This is a genomic window from Maricurvus nonylphenolicus, from assembly GCF_042854845.1.
Taxonomy (GTDB): Bacteria; Pseudomonadota; Gammaproteobacteria; order Pseudomonadales; family Cellvibrionaceae; genus Maricurvus; species Maricurvus nonylphenolicus.
Genome location: NZ_AP031498.1, coordinates 5,305,761 through 5,323,787 on the forward strand (window position 1 = coordinate 5,305,761; position 18,027 = coordinate 5,323,787).

The window sequence follows — 18,027 nt, forward strand, 5'->3', positions numbered from 1 at the left end:
GATGATTGAATCTCTGAATATTGAAATGAAGAGCCTGCGGGAAGTAGAGCAAATTGAAGCCACCCCGCTGGCCGAACGTAACCTGCCCAGCAGTACCTATGCCGCCATTCAGGAAACCGCTGCCGAGCGCGGCGATGATTACGCCCTGACCTTCCTGCTACAGGGACAGGTGGACGAGGAGCCAATTCGCTACACCTATGCTGAGCTGTTTGAAAAAGTTACCCAAACCGCCAATGCCCTGCACAGCATGGGCGTTAGTAAAGACGATACCGTATCGGTACTGCTACCCAACCTGCCGCAAAACCATTTCACCATTTGGGGCAGTGAAGCCGCGGGTATCTTTAACCCGATTAATCCGCTGCTGGATGTCGAACATATTATTGCCCTGATGCGCGAGACCGGTACCAAGGTGCTGGTGACCCTGGCACCTTTCCCGGGTACAGATCTGTGGGATAAAGCCCAACAAATTATCGATGGCCTGCCGGATCTGGAACATGTCCTGGCGGTAGACTTGGCCAACTTCTTACCTGAAGAGTTCCGCGAAGCCTTTGTGGGTGAGCGCGAAGAATACCTTAACGACAAAATTAAAGACTTTGATGCGGCCATTGCCGCTCAACCCGGTGACACGCTGATCAGTGGCCGCGTCATTGCCCCGGACGATATTGCCTCCTACTTCCATACCGGCGGCACCACTGGCACCCCCAAACTCGCACCTCACACCCACTTCAACGAAGTGGCCTGTAGCTGGCAAACCGCTATCCTGAGCAACCGTGAAGAGCCTGCAGTTGCCCTCTGTGGCCTGCCTCTGTTCCACGTTAACGGCGTATTTGTCACCGGCCTAGCGACTATTTTGGGCGGCGGTGAAATTCTGCTGGCCAGCCCGCAGGGTTATCGCAATCCCAATGTGATTAAAGACTTCTGGGCGCTGGTAGAAAAATATAAGGTTTCCTACTTCAGTGCCGTGCCAACCATTCTGAGTGGTTTACTGACAGTCCCTACTGATGGCCGCGACTTGTCATCGCTGGAATTCTGTTTGTGCGGTGCCGCACCACTGGCCACCGAATTGATGACCCAGTTTGAGAAGGTCACCGGTTTGAAAGTCATTGAAGGTTACGGCCAAACCGAAGGCACCTGCGTAAGTACCTGTAACCCGATGTTTGGTGAACGCAAAGTCGGCTCAGTGGGTATTCGCGTACCTTATATGCAAGTGCGTGTTGTCGAAGTGGACCAGGACGGTCGCGCGATTCGCGACTGCGATGTTAACGAAGCCGGCGAAATTACTATCTCTGGTCCGACCGTATTTAACGGTTACAAAAATCCGGATCAAAACAAAGGCCAGTGGGTAGACGACGGCTGGTTTAACACCGGTGATCTGGGCCGACTGGATGAGGACGGTTACCTGTGGCTAACCGGGCGCAGTAAAGATTTGATTATTCGCGGCGGTCACAATATTGATCCACAGGCCATTGAAGAGCCGCTGTACAAACACCCTGCCGTTGCCGAAGCCGCAGCCGTCGGTAAACCCGACGAGCGCGTGGGCGAACTGCCTGTGGTCTATGTGCAACTTAAGCCGGATGCACAAGCAACGCCGGAAGAGCTGCTGAATTTCTGTGTGGATAATATTGCCGAGCGCGCAGCAGTGCCCAAGGAAGTCATTATCATCGATGCTATTCCGGTAACTGCCGTAGGCAAGATCTTTAAGCCGACCCTGCGTAACGATATTACTTCCCGATTGGTGAACGATATTCTGAGCAATGCTCTTGAAGGCGAAAGCTTTAGCGTAGACGTAGAAGCCAGCAAGAAATACGGCCAGATAGTGAAGGTCACCAGCCCTGCACTGAACGCAGACCGCTTAAAAGAACTACTGGGCGGTTTTGCCTTTAAATCTGAACTTGGCTAAGACGGCAAGTTAAACGCTTCGGCCAGCAACTGGTAGGAGCGTTTACGGGCTTCGAAGTCATAGGTAATAGTCACTGTCATCAACTCGTCGGCACCAAAGTCGTCGGCGAGTTGAAACAGTTTATCGCGCACCTGCTCTGGAGTACCAATCGCCGCGTTGGCCTGGCGCTGTTCGATAAAGGCTTGCTCATCAGGCGATAACACCACCGACATCGCCTCTTCCGGTGTACACAAGCGACTATCGCCTTTGCCCGTCGCAAAGCGCAAAAAGGAAATACTGCGACTGCGCGCCAGGGCGTAAGCTTCCTCTTCGGTTTCCGCACACACCACATTCACCGTTAAACTGGTATAGGGTTTTTCCAGATAGGCCGAAGGCTGAAAACGCTGGCGATAATAATCCAGAATACGCGGATCCATTTGTGGGTTAATAAACAGTGCAAAGTTATAAGGCAGACCTTTCTCGGCCGCTAAAATTGCACTGTCCGGACTGGAGCCCAGCATCCACACCGGTGGTATCACTTCAGGTTTTGGATTAACCGTTGGACGGAAATCCTCATCGTTTAACATCTTCAGTAGCGACTCGACCTGTTGCGGGAACTGATCGAATCGCACCTTGCCGTCAATCGACAAAGCGCGCGCTGAAATCATATCCGTTCCCGGAGCACGCCCTACCCCCACATCCACCCGGTCGGGAAACAGACAAGCCAAGGTCGATACAGTTTCGGCGACCTTATAACTGCTGTAGTGCGGCAGCATAATACCGCCGGAGCCAATGCGAATAGAGGAGGTGTGCTGACCAATCGCCGCCAGCAAAACTTCGGGTGCACTGCCGGCCAGGGCATCGGTGCTGTGGTGCTCGGAAACCCAAAAGCGGTGATAACCCAGTGATTCACAATAGCGAGCCAACTCCAGGGTTTCAGCAAAGGCCTGTTGGGCGGAACCGCCTTGGCGGATGGGGGATTGGTCGAGAACGGATAGTTGCATTGCAAATTACCCAGCAGGGTTAGACTCTCTACGAAGTCATTCCTGCGAAGGCAGGAATGACATAAATGGGGTTAGACAGTGATTACGTACTTTAAAACTTCTACCACTTGCTGTGGTGTTTTTGCCCACGCCATAGCTGCGGCATCCACTTCTTTCAGTGGATGAATAATATTTTCATCGTGCAGGGTAATATAAGGCTTACCCAACGCCGCCAACTGACCCGCATCAAACGCCGCATTCCACTGTTTGTATTTATCACCAAAACGCACCACGGCAATATCGCATTTTTCAATCAGGTTTTTAGTGCGAATACTGTTGACCTTGGAGGACTGGTGATCGCGCCAGAACTGATTGTCATTGTCCATCAGATGATCACCCGCGGCATCACTGGAATCGTGATCGGTGACGGCGGAGGTAAAAGTAACGGGCAGGCCCAGCTCTTTAGCGCCCTGCTCAATTTGTTCACGCCAGTCGGTATGAATCTCACCGGATAAATAAACATTCCACTGCATGTGATAAACCTCTTCTTCAATTCTTTACTGTAAATATTATTTCTAACTGCGGCTCTTTATTTGCGTACAGCAGCCATAGTAATGCGGGAGATACAACTCAGGCGGCCGCGATCATCTTCGATACGAATTTCCCATACCTGAGACGTACGCCCGATATACACCGGGCGCGCCGTGCCTGTTACCTTGCCTTTCATTACACCGCGCAAGTGGTTGGCATTAATCTCCTGACCGACACAGAAATACTTATCCATATCCACCACCAAATTGGCACCCAAGCTACCCAGGCTTTCTGCCAGAGTGACATTGGCACCGCCATGGATGCGACCAAAGGGTTGGAAAGTACGGTGGTCGGCGGGCATAGTGCCACGCAAAAAATCCGGGCCAATTTCGGTAAACTCAATGCCCAGATTACTGTCCATGGTGTTTTCGCTGAGCTTGTTCAACTCAGCCACGTCCACATCATCGCGGAACCAAATCGATTCTTTACTCATGCAAATTTATCCAAAACGCGTATCGGCAACGAAGGCATTGGTCTGGCGTTCCTGACCAAAAGTCGACATAGGACCATGGCCAGGAATAAAGGCCACCTCATCGCCCAGAGGCCACAGCTGGGTGCGGATGGCATTGATCAGAGTATCGTAATCACCCTGCGGGAAATCGGTACGGCCGATAGAACCCTGGAACAGTACATCGCCCACCAGCGCCAACTGGCTGCCCTGATGATAAAAAATCACATGGCCAGGGGTATGACCCGGGCAGTGGCGTACTTCCAGGGTTTGATTGCCCACAGTGACCGTATCGCCACCGTCCAGCCAGCGCCCTGGAGTAAAGCCCGGTACCGGCGGGAAGTTCATCATCTGCGCCTGCTGCGGCAGCATATCGATCCAGAACTGATCGCCCTTATGGGGGCCTTCGATAGGCAAGCTCAGCTCTGCAGCCAACTCTCCCACAGCGCCGACATGATCCAGGTGGGCGTGAGTAACCAGAATTTTTTCCAGTTCCACACCGTGCTGGGCTACGGCCTGCTTGATCAGGTGGCTGTCACCACCGGGATCGACCAGAGCGGCCTTGTTGGATTCCTCACACCACAGCAGGGTGCAGTTTTGCTGGTAAGGGGTTACCGGAATAATCTGGTACTTCATGGTTGGGCTCTTAGGTTTCTATTATCGTTGAATCAGGCGGCTATAAATGCCGCTAAGAATACCATATTGGTCCCCATTACGCCCCGCAGAGCCAATTTCCAAGGCTGAGTATTTGTGACAAGACAATTGGTATTTTTGGCGGCATACCCCAGGCGGGGCCTTCGACTATGCTGTAGCCATTCAGATGTAACAATTCACAGGAGTTATGACAATGGATTTACAGAACAAGGTTGCCGTGATTACTGGTGGTGCTTCGGGCCTGGGCCAGGCAGCCTGCCGTGCCCTGGCTGCCGAAGGCGCCAAGACCTTTATCTTCGATCTGAACGAAACTGCGGCCCAAGCCATGGTGGACGAGTTAGGAGCCGATAACTGTAGTTACGCGGTGGTTGATGTTGCCAACGAGGAATCCGTGAACAACGGCTTACAGCAAGCTATGCAAGCCTTCGGTGAGCTGCATATAGTCGCCAACTGCGCCGGCATTGGCCCGCCCACCAAGGTGATTGACCGCGACGGCAACCCACTGCCCCTGGCCAAGTTTAAAAAGATTGTCGATATCAACCTAAACGGTACCTTTAATGTACTGAGTAAGGCATCCGCCCTGATGGCCAAGAACGAGCCCATAAACAAAGACGGTGCCCGCGGTTGTGTGATTAATGTTGCCTCTGTTGCCGCCTTTGAAGGCCAGATTGCCCAGCCGGCTTACGGCGCCTCCAAAGCGGGCATTGTGGGTATGACTTTGCCGGTTGCCCGTGAACTGGCCCGCTACGGTATTCGCGTCAATGCTATTGCACCAGGTTTGTTTCTAACTCCGCTACTGGAATCGCTGCCATCAGAAGTACAAAACGACCTCGGTAATACCGTGGAGTTCCCCAAGCGTTTAGGCGACCCTAAAGAGTTTGCCGAATTGGTGGTGTTCCTGGCCAAGAGTGATTATATGAACGGTGAAGTGGTTCGTATTGATGGTTCTATCCGTATGCGTGCCAAATAATATGGCAAGCGGGAAGTAACCATCAGGTTACTTCCCTTCATAGATTTTTAAATTCCTGCTCCGCCCTGGATGGCTTTTAGCTCAACAAATTCATCCAAACCTGCCTCGCCATATTCCCGCCCATTGCCGGATTGCTTGTAACCACCAAAGGGCGCATCGTAGTTAAAGGCGGCATCCTGAATATAAGTCTGACCACTGCGAAGCTGTCGCGCGATCGCCAGTGAAGCCGGTTTATCTTTTGCCCAGACTGCACTGCACAAGCCGTAATCCGTATCATTGGCAATGCTGATGGCTTCATCGACAGTGTCATAGGGAATCATGCAAAGTACTGGACCAAAAATTTCTTCACGGGCAATGCGCATGTGATTATTTACATCGGCGAAAATGGTCGGAGCAATATAAAAACCCTCTGCCAAATGTTCAGGCTGTTCACTGCCACCACATACCAAACGCGCACCTTCGCTCAACCCTAAGTTAATATAATCACGCACACGATCACGGTGTGCTTGCGAAGACACCGGTCCCAGGAATGCATCTGCCTCTGGCCCCTGAGTTAAATAATCTACCGTTGCTTTGGCAATCGTCACCGCCTCTTCATAGCGTGCAGCTGGCACCAGCATGCGTGTCCAGGCGGTACACGTCTGACCGCTATTTACCATGACATTGTAAACGCCGTGGGCCACCGCCTGCTGCAGATCGGCATCTGCGGTAATAATATAGGGTGACTTGCCACCCAGCTCCTGGGTTACTCGCTTAACCGTGGGCGCAGCGGCCTGTGCCACTTGAATGCCCGCATTGGTGGAACCGGTAAAGGACACCAGATCCACATCCGGATGACTCGACAGGGCTGCCCCCACGCATGGCCCAAGCCCTGTGACCAGATTAAATACGCCCGCAGGCAGACCGACCTCATCAAAGATTTCCGCCATAATAAAATCCTGCAATGGCGTTTGCTCGGACGGTTTTACCACCATGGTGCAACCGGCCGCCAAAGCCGGCGCCACCTTGCCGACAAACTGATGCAAGGGGTAATTCCACGGATTAATAAAAGCACACACACCAATGGCTTCACGCACCACCAAACTGTGGCCGACCTCTTCAGCCTTATCCATTAAAGCGGCACGTTCGGCGTAACTGGCCATACCGCAAATCGGGCCTTCCACCTGAATACTGGCAGAGGTATCCAGCGGACAACCCATCGATTGGGAAATCACCTCGGTTAACTCACCCTGACGCGCCTGCATTTTTTCTACCACAGCGTTAATGATGCGACGACGCTCTTCACTGGGGGTTTGCGACCAGGGCAGAAACGCACGTCGCGCAGCGGCTACCGCCGCATCAACATCTTGTGCATTACCCAACACAATCCTGGCGCAGACCGATTCTGTTGCCGGGTTAACAACATCATGGGTTTGTTTGCCCTGGGAAGTAACCCATTGGCCATCAATATACAGCGTGCTTCTCTCGATGAAATTCATGTTAACAACTTGCTCAAAAACGACTAAAAAATAAAAGACAGGATTGAAATATCTTGCGAGCCGAACACCTCAACTTCAAACAAATTCTCCTCATCCTATTGATCGAAGTCCGTCATGCTATAAACAAAACATCGCATTCCCAGCAACAATTTTCACACTACCCAGTCAACTGTTTTTATTACTATAAAAAGAAAGCAACTTGGGTGTGAGGTGGTCTATGTTAAGGTATTCAGTGACCTTTGGATTGTGGCTTTGTACAGCTGTTCTAAGTAACCCATTATTTGGGCATGGCACATCTCAGCACTTGGAGTTTGACCACACCACGCCACAGGGGCTGGTTGAAATTCCCTGGCAACGCCAGCATATTGCCAAGGTAGTGACAGCCGGTTATCCGGACTCCCATGGCCTGGCGTCATTTACGGACCGCCAGGCACCTGAGCTGCAAGAGATTGAAGGTCAGCAATGTATCAAAAGCAATTTTCTCAGCCTCGATATCGACGATAAGTTCGCCTTTGATATTGATGAAGAGATTCAGATTAAATTGCTTATAGATCGAAAAGATTCGAAGTACTTATTCTACGCCTACGACCGCGCAGGCAAGGCCACTGCGTTTGAAACCCTTTCAGCCACTGAGCACTCGGGCAATAAACCCCGGCTACACTGGATAGATATTTCCCTTGAGCAAGCCCGCTTCGCTAATCGCGGCATGCAGGGTACCGACCTAAGCCTGACCACACGCGCAACCCTTTATCCGGAAGGACACTTTGGCCCCGTTGAATCAGCAACTTTTACCCTCTGCGATATTCAACTGCTGCGAGAACATAAACCTACAAGCCTACCGCCAACACATAAAATCACGCTGGATTTTATTGACCCCGAAACCCAGCAACCGACGCCGGTAAGAGTGGGCCTGTACGATGCCAGCGGTAAATCGGTACTGCCCAACAACCAGGTTTTGCCACTAAGTTTTTACAGCGATAAACCACACCTACACTTCCTGCGTTCACTGATTCCACCTTCACAACCGTGGCCACACAAGAATCGCTACTTTTTCTACAGCGACGGCTCATACAGCGCATCACTACCAGCAGGTGATTACCAGCTAGTTATCAGCAAAGGTCCGCTTTACCGCTTTGGTCTATACACATTGAGTGTAGGAGAAAAAAAACCAAGCCATCACCGTATAGCGCTATCCCCCTGGCGCAGCCCAACACAACAGGGCTGGTATTCCGGTGATGTGCATATCCATATGTCGCGACAGCCTTCAGACAATCAGGTCATCAGCCAACTGCTCCAGGCCGAGGATATTCATGTCTCCAACCTATTGGAGATGACCAACCTGGGCGGCCAACATTTTCAGCAATATGCCTATGGTGATGAGGGAGAATACCGTGATGGGCACTACACGATCACACCTGGTTCAGAAGGACCACGTACCGCGCAGCGCGGTCACACGCTGGCCCTAAATATTGAACAGCCTTACCGCGATGATGATCAGTATTTTCTCTATCACCGTTTTTTAAAGGACTATCAACAGCAGGGGGCACTCACCGGTTATGCTCATCTGGGCTCCAAAGAATTTAATGCTTCCTGGGGGCTGGCACTGGATGCGCCTTTTGGCCTGGTAGACTTTGTGGAAATTATGCAAAACGGCGCACTGCGCACGGCGTTTTGGTATGAGCGCCTGAACCTGGGTGAGCGTATTGCTCCCGCAGCAGGTTCAGACTTCCCCTATTTTGATCAACCAGGTGCCGTAAGAAATTACGTCAAGATCGAAGAGACTTTTACCCCAAATAAATGGTTCAAGGGTTTGCAACAGGGGCAAACCTTTATCACCAATGGTCCGCTGCTATCATTTAGCGCCAATGGTCATCCCATCGGCAGCACTCTAACACCAAAGCAATATCAGACAGGTTTGCTGATTAAAGCCAGCAGCGAACAAAATCCTGACCTGGATAGTCTTGAAACGCTGGAACTGGTTTACTGCGGCCAAGTGATTAAACGTATGCAGGCTCGCGGTGACAACACATACCACTTAAACCTCAGCAGCGATATCGCTTCACTATCCAGCGGCTGGCTGGCGATTCGTATACGAGGCAAACATTCAGCCATGGCTCATTCGGCTCCGATTTATCTGGCCGATAAATTCAATCGCAGTTGGTGCCCCAAACAGGTCGATAGCACAGTTAAAACCATGCAACAGCGCCTTCGCGCCATGGCGCAGCTAAAAATAAAACCTGAGCGAGAATTGGAATATTGGCAAAACGGTGATATTCACGGCGACTTTGATCGCCAAAAACCGGCGCTGACCTCCCGTATTGCACTTGCAGAGCGTTATTACCACTCGCTGCTGACACTGTTTAATCAGCTCTATAAAAAACACTGAACCGGCTCACATTTCCGCCCAATACTATCTTATTGGGCGTGAATAATTTTTATCCAATCCATCACAATCTTTCACTTTTTTGACGCCCCCCATCACTTTACCGTGTACCGGTGAAGTACTCCGCTGTGACAGCTGCCGTAATAGAAAATGCCAATAATAATAGATGTATCCATTGCGGACTTTCAGGCCTGGCTGTCGCTATCCCCCTAGATGACTATAATAGGACACACTATGAAAATATTACGTCCCCTTATTAACAGGGCTCGCCGGGTTACCTTGCCTGTCAGCGCCCTGATTCTCTCCTTGAGCAGCAGTTTGGCCTTTGCTGCCGCCGATACGGTAATCCGTTACGGCAAAATTTACACCATGGATCCCCAGAAACCCTGGGCCGATGCCATTGCCATTGAAAAAGGCAAAATCACCTATGTCGGTGGTTTAAACGGCGTCAAAAAACATATTGGTAATAAAACCAAGGTTATTAACCTTTACGATACAGATTTTGTTATCCCGGGTTTACACGATGTACACCTGCATCCACTGGAAGCGGGCAGTGAAAATATCGGCTGTGCCGTTAACACCAATAAAGGCGTGGATCACTGGCTAAAAACCATTAAAGGTTGCGCCAAACAAGGTAACGGCTGGTTACTGGGGGCTGGTTTTTATATCGGCACCCTACTGGAGGATGGCCGCAACCCTGTTGCAGCTCTGGATAAGATATCCAAAACACGTCCTATCGCGATTATGGAAACCACTTCCCATGCTGTGTGGGTAAATTCCAAGGCTCTGGAAAAGATTGGTTTTACACCAAATACTCCCAATCCACCGGGAGGCCATATCGGTAAATTGGCTAACGGTAAACTATCTGGCTTACTGTTAGATACCGCCGGAGATATGGCATTCCATGCCGCGCTCAACAACCCATCAACAGCACAAAAACAGCGTGACTACGAAGGCCTACTTTACTCCCTGAAACAAATTAGAAAGTACGGTATCACGTCTATTGCCAATGCTCGTGTTTACTGGAAACGCGGCTACCTGGATGCCTGGTACCGCGCTCGCGAAGAAGGCAAGCTAACTGCACGCAGCACGCTCGGTTTGTGGCTCTACCCGGAAGATATCAACGACGCCGCACAAGTTGATGCCCTGGCCGGTATGTACGATGACAGTGACGATATGCTAAAAGTCACAGAGGTAAAAACCTATGACGATGGTATTACCATTAATACCACCGCAGCTATGAAAAAGCCTTACCTAAAAGACTTGGGTGTTGGACTGGAAAGCGACAAGGGCCTGAACTATTTAACGGAAAGCCGCTTAACCTATTACGTGAGTGAGCTGGAAAAAATTGGTTTTAATATGCACATTCACGCTATTGGCGATCGCGGTGTGCACGAATCGTTAAATGCAATTGAAACGGCGATGGATATCAACGGCAATATTGGTCGTGATCGCCGCCACCGACTCACTCACCTGGAATATATTTCCAAATCTGACGTTCCAAGATTTGATGAGTTAAATGTGGTAGCTGATATGCAAGTTGCCGGTGACTGGACATTGCCTGGCCATGTTTCCAAGGAAGAACAGGAACTGTTGGGTAACCGCATCAAGCGCCAAATCCCCATGCGCGAACTGTACGACGCCAATGCCACAGTTACCTTAAGCAGTGATTGGGACGTTTCCACCCTATCACCTTATATTGGCATGATGCACTCGCTACAACGCGGTAACCAAAGCCTGCCCAACCGCAAAGCCGCTCTGGAAGCCTATACCATTAATGGCGCCTACGCCCTGCGTCAGGATCATTTGGTCGGTTCTTTAAAAGTTGGCAAGCGTGCAGATATTACGATTGTCGATCGCAACCTGATGACAGTACCTGTTAAGGATGTTGGTAAAGCTAAAACCGTTATGACAATTGTGGATGGTAAAACGGTTTATTCTTTGTAACTGTAAAATAATAAGTTAGAAAATGAGCCCTGCTGTAGCAATACAGTGGGGCTTTTTTATAGATTAGTTAGTGCCATCCCCCGGTTTACCCAAGGGGGGACTCACCTATTCCCGGCTGCAAGACTTGTACTGGGGCGATCGCACTTGCGGAACTCGCTGAGAAGCGCTCAAACAGTCCTCGTAAACGCTCCTCGCCCCAGTACAAGTCTTAAACGCAGCCTGATTGGTCATAGGCAAGTCCCCCCTTGGGTAAACCTACTTTCATCGCACTTAGATAAACTTGAGTTGGCATAAAGGTGGGGTCTGACCCAGTGGGTCAGACCCCGGGCTTGGCACAACACCTGATACTTAAGGTCAGCCTAGTATTCGGACAGAGTAATGATTCAGGTCTGTGCACAACTTCTGAGGCATGACTTTGGCACAGAGGTAGGAGGCAGGTCGGTGGAGCTGATCGGAGCAATCAGCCCATCGTTTAAGCGGCCGGAAAAAGTCAGGGTAGTCGCGGAGGTTGTCTGAACGTTTTTTGTGAGTTTACGTAGCGCTGACTTTTTCCGGCCGCTTATGGGCGCGGAGAGCAGCTTCACCGACCTGCCTCCGGATTAGAACCCACACCCTAGCCAAAACATCTACCCAAAAACAAAAAAGCCCATACCAAAGTATGGGCATAAAATACCTACAGAGGAGAAATTACATTATTCCGAACGATAAACCGCCTTACCGCCAACATAGGTCGCCAACACCTGAGTTTCATCCACAGCTTCCAATGGTACGGTAAAGATATTCTGATCCAGAATAACGAAGTCAGCATACTTACCTGTTTTCAAAGAACCCGTCATATCTTCCTGTTTTAATGCATAAGCGGCGTTTAAGGTGTAGGCCTGCATAGCAATTGCCAGCAAATCATCTTTAGGCAGTTTGCCTTCATACATCTTGGCCAGGTTTTCTACGCTATACAGCGGATACATTTCACTCACATCCCAATCACTGCTCAATACAACCTTGGCACCAGCTTCGTAGGTTGGCAGAACCGCCATCACCTTGGCATCACTATTGGCTATCATTTCAAACCAGGGGTCACCGGTTTCGGATTTAATCGGATCACTGGCCGCCAATTTCATAAACTCCGGATCAAAGTTGATCTGGAAGTTGGCGATAACACCAGACTCTTTAAAGCGGGTCATGTCCTGCTCATCCAAAACCGTGACGTGAGTTAATTGATGGCGGCGGTCACCCTGGTAGCCTGGATTAGCCTGCCTGGCATATTCAATGGCATTAAGGGATTCACGTACACCGCGGTCGCCCAGGGCGTGAATATGGGCATCGAAACCTACGACTTCAAGCTCGGCAATATATTTCGCCATACGCTCTTCGGTGAAGTAGTTAAGTCCCATTGGGTGCGAATGAGGGTGGATCAATTTGGCATAGGGGACAAGCACCGCTGCCGAGTTATTGGATACGGTACCATCGGAGTAGAATTTGATTTGCGATAATCGCAGTTTTGATTCCCGATCATCGCGGTACATGCTTTTTAGCTGTGCTAACTGTTTATCGTCATCCATATGCGGGTAAGCCCACAACGCCATAACGTTACGGATTTTCAGGTCGTCGGCTTTCTCGGCTTCCAGCCAGGGTTCAAGGTTGCCCCGCTCCCAATAGACTCGCGCATTAGTCGCCGAGGTAATGCCATTTTCGGCCATTAAATCCTGGCCGATTAACAGGGCTTCGTAACGGGCTTTTTGTAATGCGGGATTTTTCTTCAATGCTTTATGAAGTAACTCGTCACCGGCACTGTCAGAAAGAATGCCATTAGGCTCGCCGGTTCGAATATCTTTGTAAATAATACCGCCCTGTGGATCTGGCGTGTCACGGGTAATACCGGTTACTTCAAGGGCTTTGGAGTTCACCCACATGGAGTGGGATGACTTTTCCATAAAGGCTGCAGGTCGATCGGGAAAGGCATCATCAAGAACTTCTTTCGGCATACGTCCCAGTGTCAGCAGGTCGACCATATCGTGGCCGCCGCCCAGCACCCAACCGTGTGGGGTTTCGACATCGTTACATTTTTTCAGGAAATCGATCCAGTGCTCAGGGTTGCGATCCTCACCGATATCTTCCATACGGCAGCCCAGGAAAGTTTCCAGGCTGGCGCCTTCCAGCGGGTGAATATGGGCATCCTGAAATCCGGGCACAACAAATTTATCATCTAAGTCGACCACCTCGGTGTGTTCGCCGATATAGCTTTTCGCTTGTTTGGTATCTCCAACAAAGGCGATTTTGCCATCTTTAATGGCAATGGCTTCGGCCCAGGGATTATCCAGCTCGACGGTGTAAATCGCACCGCTATGTAATACCAGATCGGCGGTATCTTTTTGGATATTGATTTCACGTTCTGTTTGACAGCCTATCAGTAAGGCTGAACTGGCAGCTAACATGCTGGCTGCAAGTAATGTCTTTTTCATAGTGTTATCTCTTCTCATTTCTGTTGCTATCTATTTTTCTATTTATTTACTATTAGAGAGCCAGCAGTGTCAGACCGATGGTCGACAGTACGGCGGCTATAAGTACATAAGGTAATTGAGTCAGAGCATGGCTCATCACAGGGCAGCCACTGCCTTGTGCAGCCAATACGGTGGAATCACTGTAGAAGCAGGCGTGACTGCCAAAAGCAGAGGCGGACATTAAGGCACCCAACACCAACGGTATGGGTGTACCGACACTGATAGCCAGCGGCACAATAATGGGTGTAGCGATGGCAAATACACCCCAGAAGGAACCTGTTGCAAAAGCCAGCAAGCCCATAGTGATAAAGGTGATCATGGGTAATAGCTTGGGGCTCATAATCGGTTTAACGACTTCAATCACGTATTCCGATAAACCCAGTTGATCGTTCACGTCTTTAAACATAAACGCGATAATGACAATGGCCAGTGCCGGAATCATCAGTTTGATACCGTCTAGGACACCATCACAGAGATCATTCCACGGCATCAGTTTTTGAAAGCCGAACAATAAAACCGTAATCACAACAGCGAAGAAAACACCAATCAATACATTGATATCATAGAGCCAGGTAAAGAACAGCAGGCTGACCATGGGAACAATAAAATTCCATACCCCAAGCATACCGGGATTATATTCACCGGCCAGGGCTGCCGGGTCTTCGCCACCATGTGAACCAGCGCCGTGACCACAGTCGGCTTCAACAATGCAGATCTCGCCGTTTGCCGCTCGCGCTTCTGCCTGTTTCATACTGCCCAGTAACGGTAATTTACCCATCGCCACTAGCGGCACCATAATGGCTGCGATCCAGGCGTACAACATATAGGGAATGGCGCTGATGTAGAGACTCATACCTTCACCCGCAGGTGCAACTCCGGACGATTCTAATACACCGGAACAAAATACTGCCCAGGTAGAAATGGGGATCAAAATACAAATGGGTGCAGCGGTGGAATCTACCACGTAAGAGAGCATTTCGCGGGAAACGCGATGCTTATCGGTTAGCCCCTTCATGGATGAGCTAACAGCCAAAGCATTGAGATAGTCATCGATAAAGATCACCAATCCCAAAAACCAGGTACTCAACAAGGCAGAGGTACGCGATTTTGCTCGCTTGGCCACCATATTACTGAACGCCACCGCCGTGCCGGTACGCAGAAACAGGACGATCAAACTGCCCATCAAACCACAGACCACAATGACCCAGGCCACGGTTTCACTCATGAGGATTTTTTGGCTGAGATCGGCAAAGTTAGTAATGGCATCGGCGGGCGATAACATCAACAAACCAACGATAGTACCCATGAGCAATGACTCTATAGGGCGCCGTGTTATTACCGCCGTAATAACAACCAGTAACGCGGGGATAAAACTGTAAAAACCATAATACTCCATGGGACCTCTCGTGGGATTTGTCGAATATATTTATAAGACAAAAGCTACCATCGGCCGTCAAAATGGCTCAAATGAAAAATATCGGCCACTTTCATTAGCAAATATCATTAGGAGGAAAATGTCAGGTAAGACAGGTTGAGATGAGTGGATTATTAATATTGATTAAACCGGCAAATTTTTTTCGATTTTATGGATTTCCAAGTACTTGTAGGGTTTATAGGCCATGAAAATAAAGTGCATTCCGGCTGTATAGATGAATGCGCAATAATGAATCCTGTTTTTGGAGAGTATAATGACAACGATATCAGCCTTTAAAAAAGGACTGCTCGCCACTGCCATTGGTCTGGCAACCTTTGAATCTACTATTGCCGAAACCTTTTCCCTGGAAGAAGTGGTGGTGACCGCCACACGCCGCGCCGAAACGGTGCAAGATATTCCCTACAATATTTCTGCCATGACCGGTGACACCCTGAGCAAACAGGGTATTACCGATATGTCGAAACTGGCTCGCAATATCACCGGCCTGACTCTGGTTGATAAAGGCGGCCGTGATAACGGGGCTAGCAGTGGTTTAATTATGCGCGGTCTGAATGCCGACGCCACCAGCGGTACCGGTGAAGGTGCAGCCTTAACTCCCAACACTGTATCCACCTATGTGGATGATGTGCCGGTGTTTTACAACATCCATATGAAAGATATCGACCGCGTTGAGGTTTTGCGCGGTCCACAGGGTACTCTCTACGGCTCCGGCTCGCTTGGCGGTACCATTCGTTATATTTACAAAAAACCGGATACCGAAGCCTTTGAAATGGAAGCTGGCTCGCGTCTATCCAATACCAAAGGTTCCTCGGGACTGAATACCGATACCCATACCGTTATTAATGTTCCGCTAAACGATACCATGGCGCTGCGCACGGTATTTGGTTATGTGGAAACCCAGGGCTTTATCGATCAGCACTCACTGATTAGCACCGATGCCAGCGGCAGTGTGATAGCCGATACCAGCCAGGGCCTTGCCAGCTCATCAGATACACCACCGCTGTATCGCTCCAAGAAGGACACCAATAACGAGCGCATCAAGCATATGCGTTTAAGTTATTTGTGGGACATTAACGATAGCACCACCACAACTCTGACCTACCACCACCAGGAAGATAACTACGGTGGCCGTCAGGCGGTGAACTTTAATCACCCTGATGGCGGCTCCAGCAAGAGTACGCTGGCGCAGGAAGAAAGTCTTGATCGTGAACTGGATGTTTTCAGCTGGGATCTGGAAACGGATTTAAGCTTTGCAACCTTTAGCAGCAGCGTGTCTCATTACAAAACCGAATCCGAATCCATTGGTGACCTAAACGCCACCTATTTGAATGCCGGCTTCTCCTACCTGGATCCTTCCGACGGTTACGGCATTAACCAAATCAGTTTACGCCCGCACTTTTTAGCGGATTATATTGAAGAACAGGAAGGCACGTCGGTTGAATTACGTCTGGCCTCTAACGGTGACGGCCCGATTGATTATGTTGTTGGCCTGTTCTACTTAAAACGCCAATATGAAGCCGAGCAGCACGATAAGCTGCTGGGTTATTGGGAAGACACTCACCCAACGCTGAAAACCGAAGTCTATAACTCCGTTAATCGTCCGGCGCCATTAACAACAGATGATATTTATCTGCAGGTTACAGATGATACCTTTACCGACAAAGCCATCTTTGGTGAAGTCACCTACCATATTACCGATCGCTGGCAGGTTACCGCCGGTATGCGGGCCTTTGATCAAACCTTTGATGCTTCCAATGATATCTACCTGCCAGAAGGCGGTATCCTTAACTCAACTGTTAACGATATCCGCGGCCTGGTGCCGACAGGCTCTAAAGAAGACTTCAAAGACGAGATCTTTAAAATCAACACCTCCTATGACCTGACCGGCGACATGATGGTGTACTTCACTTGGGCCGAAGGCTTCCGCCACGGTGGTGTTAACCGCATTCCTACCAGTGATCAGGTCAATAATGTGTACATTGCCGAAGATCCAGAATTCGGCCAGTACAAATCCGATAAAGCGGAAAACTGGGAAGTAGGTATTAAAGGCAGCGCGATGGATAATCGCCTGAGCTTTAACGCCGCTCTGTTCCAAATCGATTGGACCGATGTACAGATTCAGGGCGAAACCCCTAACCTGTTCTACCCCGCCGTACTGAATGGTGATACCGCCACCAGCCGCGGTGTTGAACTGGAAATGACCATGGCGGTAACCGAAAACCTGACCATGACTCTGGGTTATGCCTACACCAATGCGGAGCTGACCAACAACTTCGCTATTGGAGGAACAACCATTGGTCGTGACGGTGATAACCTGCCAGGCGTGCCAGAAAATACCGCCAACCTGGGCCTGACCTATATCACCAATCTGGATAACGGCATGGAGCTGAGCTACAGCCTTAACGGTGCCTATGTGGATTCGGTACAGAACGGTTTAAACAAGGACAGCTCGGACTACTCTGAAGATCCATCACACAGCTTGTGGGATATCTCCATTGGCCTGGATACCGATCAGTGGGGTATCAGCCTGTTTGTCGATAATGTGTTTGATGAGCAAGCCAAATACGGTACCTCTGGCCCCAGCGACAATGTGGTCTCCCCTGAAGGTAATAGTCGCCCCAGCTACCAACTTGGCCGCGATATCACCACCTTTGTTAACCGTCCGCGTACAGCGGGTGTTGACCTTTACTATCGCTTTTAAACCCGTTTCTAACCCTTTCGCTTTCACAGCAAGCAGTTTCACGGACTGCTTGCTGTTTTT

General features: G+C 50.0%; 12 protein-coding genes. 5 read left to right on the top strand and 7 right to left on the bottom strand.

The genetic code is table 11. The features are described from left to right. Window position 1 precedes the first annotated feature (1 nt). Complete coding sequence (locus ACGHZ6_RS23070) at window positions 2–1,900, top strand: acyl-CoA synthetase (RefSeq protein ID WP_390616418.1); 1,899 nt, start codon at window positions 2–4, stop codon at window positions 1,898–1,900. Here the strand turns inward: ACGHZ6_RS23070 and ACGHZ6_RS23075 are convergent. The 4 genes from ACGHZ6_RS23075 to ACGHZ6_RS23090 form a co-directional block, all read right to left on the bottom strand. Then, window positions 1,897–2,883 (bottom strand): LLM class flavin-dependent oxidoreductase, encoded by a 987-nt coding sequence (locus tag ACGHZ6_RS23075; RefSeq protein ID WP_390616419.1) that lies wholly within the window; start codon window positions 2,881–2,883, stop codon window positions 1,897–1,899. The genes ACGHZ6_RS23070 and ACGHZ6_RS23075 overlap by 4 nt on opposite strands. Before the next feature lie 71 nt (window positions 2,884–2,954). Beyond that, window positions 2,955–3,395, bottom strand: a complete 441-nt coding sequence (locus tag ACGHZ6_RS23080) for a YtoQ family protein (protein WP_390616420.1) — start codon at window positions 3,393–3,395, stop codon at window positions 2,955–2,957. A 56-nt stretch (window positions 3,396–3,451) separates the two neighbouring features. After that, window positions 3,452–3,886: a hotdog fold thioesterase gene (locus tag ACGHZ6_RS23085; protein ID WP_390616421.1), complete on the bottom strand. Its 435-nt coding sequence runs from the start codon at window positions 3,884–3,886 to the stop codon at window positions 3,452–3,454. Between the two features lie 6 nt (window positions 3,887–3,892). Continuing rightward, window positions 3,893–4,537 (bottom strand): MBL fold metallo-hydrolase, encoded by a 645-nt coding sequence (locus ACGHZ6_RS23090; protein ID WP_390616422.1) that lies wholly within the window; start codon window positions 4,535–4,537, stop codon window positions 3,893–3,895. Window positions 4,538–4,748: 211 nt separating this feature from the next. Here ACGHZ6_RS23090 and ACGHZ6_RS23095 point away from each other — a divergent pair, with 211 nt between their 5' ends. Continuing rightward, window positions 4,749–5,525 (top strand): SDR family NAD(P)-dependent oxidoreductase, encoded by a 777-nt coding sequence (locus tag ACGHZ6_RS23095; RefSeq protein WP_390616423.1) that lies wholly within the window; start codon window positions 4,749–4,751, stop codon window positions 5,523–5,525. A gap of 47 nt (window positions 5,526–5,572) precedes the next feature. Here the strand turns inward: ACGHZ6_RS23095 and ACGHZ6_RS23100 are convergent, their stop codons facing one another. Then, window positions 5,573–7,003: an aldehyde dehydrogenase family protein gene (locus tag ACGHZ6_RS23100; protein WP_390616424.1), complete on the bottom strand. Its 1,431-nt coding sequence runs from the start codon at window positions 7,001–7,003 to the stop codon at window positions 5,573–5,575. A gap of 217 nt (window positions 7,004–7,220) precedes the next feature. Between ACGHZ6_RS23100 and ACGHZ6_RS23105 the strand changes: the two genes are divergently transcribed. Continuing rightward, complete coding sequence (locus tag ACGHZ6_RS23105) at window positions 7,221–9,389, top strand: CehA/McbA family metallohydrolase (RefSeq protein ID WP_390616425.1); 2,169 nt, start codon at window positions 7,221–7,223, stop codon at window positions 9,387–9,389. Between the two features lie 231 nt (window positions 9,390–9,620). After that, window positions 9,621–11,333, top strand: coding sequence for an amidohydrolase (locus tag ACGHZ6_RS23110; RefSeq protein ID WP_390616426.1), 1,713 nt, complete (start codon window positions 9,621–9,623; stop codon window positions 11,331–11,333). Window positions 11,334–12,025: 692 nt separating this feature from the next. On the opposite strand, the gene ACGHZ6_RS23115 is transcribed toward ACGHZ6_RS23110, so the two are convergent. Next, the gene (locus tag ACGHZ6_RS23115) at window positions 12,026–13,792 is read right to left on the bottom strand and encodes an amidohydrolase (protein ID WP_390616427.1); all 1,767 of its coding nucleotides are present in this window, start codon (window positions 13,790–13,792) and stop codon (window positions 12,026–12,028) included. 52 nt (window positions 13,793–13,844) lie between these two features. Further along, window positions 13,845–15,227, bottom strand: coding sequence for a Na+/H+ antiporter NhaC family protein (locus tag ACGHZ6_RS23120; RefSeq protein WP_390616428.1), 1,383 nt, complete (start codon window positions 15,225–15,227; stop codon window positions 13,845–13,847). Between the two features lie 292 nt (window positions 15,228–15,519). Here ACGHZ6_RS23120 and ACGHZ6_RS23125 point away from each other — a divergent pair, with 292 nt between their 5' ends. Beyond that, window positions 15,520–17,967, top strand: coding sequence for a TonB-dependent receptor (locus ACGHZ6_RS23125; RefSeq protein ID WP_390616429.1), 2,448 nt, complete (start codon window positions 15,520–15,522; stop codon window positions 17,965–17,967). The last annotated feature ends 60 nt before the right edge of the window (window positions 17,968–18,027 follow it).